Origin of the sequence: Pseudoalteromonas arabiensis (assembly GCF_001550155.1) — a bacterium.
In the GTDB taxonomy this organism is placed as follows: Bacteria; Pseudomonadota; Gammaproteobacteria; order Enterobacterales; family Alteromonadaceae; genus Pseudoalteromonas; species Pseudoalteromonas arabiensis.
In genome coordinates, this window is sequence record NZ_LRUF01000022.1 from 1,926 (window position 1) to 5,054 (window position 3,129).

At 49.8% G+C, this 3,129-nt stretch carries 1 rRNA gene; it reads left to right on the forward strand.

Annotated elements, in window-relative coordinates:
- Positions 1-225: 225 nt before the first annotated feature.
- Positions 226-3,110: ribosomal RNA gene (locus PAARA_RS12780) — 23S ribosomal RNA — on the forward strand.
- Positions 3,111-3,129 lie beyond the last annotated feature (19 nt).

Genomic DNA, 3,129 nt, shown 5'->3' on the forward strand with positions numbered 1-3,129 from the left:
TTAGTATTCTCATCATTATTTGATGAATTAACTTCTGGCGAAGTTAACAGCTGTCACACTGTACTGCTAAATTTTCGGATTTAGTATTGCGCTGTGGATTTGGTGCTTAAGCAACGCCGCTGAGATTTTTGTCGACGGAAGCATAACGTGTTATGTGACCAAGCAAAAATGGATAGCAAGGCAGCCTAAGTGACAAAGACCAAGCAAGACCCGTTTGGGTTGTATGGTTAAGTGACTAAGCGTACACGGTGGATGCCTTGGCAGTTGGAGGCGATGAAGGACGTATTAACTTGCGATAAGCCTAGTCAAGCTAGTAAAAAGCACTTGAGACTAGGATTTCCGAATGGGGAAACCCACCTGCTTGCAGGTATCTTGCACTGAATACATAGGTGTAAGAGGCGAACGCGGAGAACTGAAACATCTAAGTACCCGTAGGAACAGAAATCAACCGAGATTCCGGAAGTAGCGGCGAGCGAAACCGGACCAGCCCTTAAGCTTATTTTGTGTTAGTGAAACATTCTGGAAAGTTTGACGATACAGGGTGATAGTCCCGTACACGAAAATGCAATCTAAGTGAAATCGAGTAGGTCGGAGCACGTGAAACTTTGACTGAATATAGGTGGACCATCATCTAAGGCTAAATACTCCCAACTGACCGATAGTGAACCAGTACCGTGAGGGAAAGGCGAAAAGAACCCCTGTGAGGGGAGTGAAATAGAACCTGAAACCGTGTACGTACAAGCAGTAGGAGCATACTTGTTATGTGACTGCGTACCTTTTGTATAATGGGTCAGCGACTTATATTTTGTAGCGAGGTTAACCGATTAGGGTAGCCGTAGTGAAAGCGAGCGTTAACTGCGCGTTGAGTTGCAAGGTATAGACCCGAAACCCGGTGATCTAGCCATGGGCAGGTTGAAGGTTGAGTAACATCAACTGGAGGACCGAACCCACTAACGTTGAAAAGTTAGGGGATGACCTGTGGCTAGGAGTGAAAGGCTAATCAAACCGGGAGATAGCTGGTTCTCCCCGAAATCTATTTAGGTAGAGCCTCGGACGAATACTTACGGGGGTAGAGCACTGTTAAGGCTAGGGGGTCATCCCGACTTACCAACCCTTTGCAAACTCCGAATACCGTAAAGTACTATCCGGGAGACACACGGCGGGTGCTAACGTCCGTCGTGAAGAGGGAAACAACCCAGACCGCCAGCTAAGGTCCCAAAGTCATAGTTAAGTGGGAAACGATGTGGAAAGGCCCAGACAGCCAGGAGGTTGGCTTAGAAGCAGCCATCCTTTAAAGAAAGCGTAATAGCTCACTGGTCGAGTCGGTCTGCGCGGAAGATGTAACGGGGCTAAACTATGCACCGAAGCTGCGGATTCAAACTTTGTTTGAGTGGTAGGGGAGCGTTCTGTAAGCCGTTGAAGGTGTACCGGGAGGTATGCTGGAGGTATCAGAAGTGCGAATGCTGACATGAGTAACGATAATGCGGGTGAAAAACCCGCACGCCGGAAGACCAAGGGTTCCTATCCCATGTTAATCAGGGTAGGGTAAGTCGACCCCTAAGGCGAGGCCGAAAGGCGTAGTCGATGGGAAACGGGTTAATATTCCCGTACTTGGTATAATTGCGATGGGGGGACGGAGCAGGCTAAACAAGCATGGCGTTGGTTGTCCATGTGAAAGTGAGTAGGTTGAGAGTTTAGGAAAATCCGGACTCTTAAGACTGAGACACGAGACGAGCACCCAAGGGTGTGAAGTTGTTGATGCCATACTTCCAGGAAAAGCCTCTAAGCTTCAGATTATACCGAATCGTACCCCAAACCGACACAGGTGGTCAGGTAGAGAATACTAAGGCGCTTGAGAGAACTCGGGTGAAGGAACTAGGCAAAATCGTACCGTAACTTCGGGAGAAGGTACGCTCCTATCTGTGATGAGACTTGCTCTCTAAGCGGACGGGAGCCGCAGTGACCAGGTGGCTGGGACTGTTTATTAAAAACACAGCACTGTGCAAAATCGCAAGATGACGTATACGGTGTGACACCTGCCCGGTGCCGGAAGGTTAATTGATGGGGTTAGTTTTCGGACGAAGCTCTTGATCGAAGCCCCGGTAAACGGCGGCCGTAACTATAACGGTCCTAAGGTAGCGAAATTCCTTGTCGGGTAAGTTCCGACCTGCACGAATGGTGTAACCATGGCCACGCTGTCTCCACCCGAGACTCAGTGAAATTGAAATCGCAGTGAAGATGCTGTGTACCCGCGGCTAGACGGAAAGACCCCGTGAACCTTTACTACAGCTTGGCACTGAACATTGAACCTACATGTGTAGGATAGGTGGGAGGCTTTGAAGCAGAGACGCTAGTCTTTGTGGAGCCGTCCTTGAAATACCACCCTTGTAGTTTTGATGTTCTAACGTTGGTCCCTGATCGGGATTACGGACAGTGCCTGGTGGGTAGTTTGACTGGGGCGGTCTCCTCCCAAAGAGTAACGGAGGAGCACGAAGGTTGGCTAAGTACGGTCGGACATCGTACGGTTAGTGTAATGGTAGAAGCCAGCTTAACTGCGAGACAGACACGTCGAGCAGGTACGAAAGTAGGTCATAGTGATCCGGTGGTTCTGAATGGAAGGGCCATCGCTCAACGGATAAAAGGTACTCCGGGGATAACAGGCTGATACCGCCCAAGAGTTCATATCGACGGCGGTGTTTGGCACCTCGATGTCGGCTCATCACATCCTGGGGCTGAAGTCGGTCCCAAGGGTATGGCTGTTCGCCATTTAAAGTGGTACGCGAGCTGGGTTTAGAACGTCGTGAGACAGTTCGGTCCCTATCTGCCGTGGGCGTTTGAGAATTGAGAGGGGTTGCTCCTAGTACGAGAGGACCGGAGTGAACGAACCGCTGGTGTTCGGGTTGTCATGCCAATGGCACTGCCCGGTAGCTACGTTCGGAACTGATAAGCGCTGAAAGCATCTAAGCGCGAAGCAGGCCTCGAGATGAGTTCTCACTAGACTTTTAAAGTCTCTGAAGGGCCGTTGAAGACTACAACGTTGATAGGCAGGGTGTGGAAGTGGTGTGAGCCATTAAGCTAACCTGTACTAATTACCCGTGAGGCTTAACCATACAACGCCAAACGCGTTTT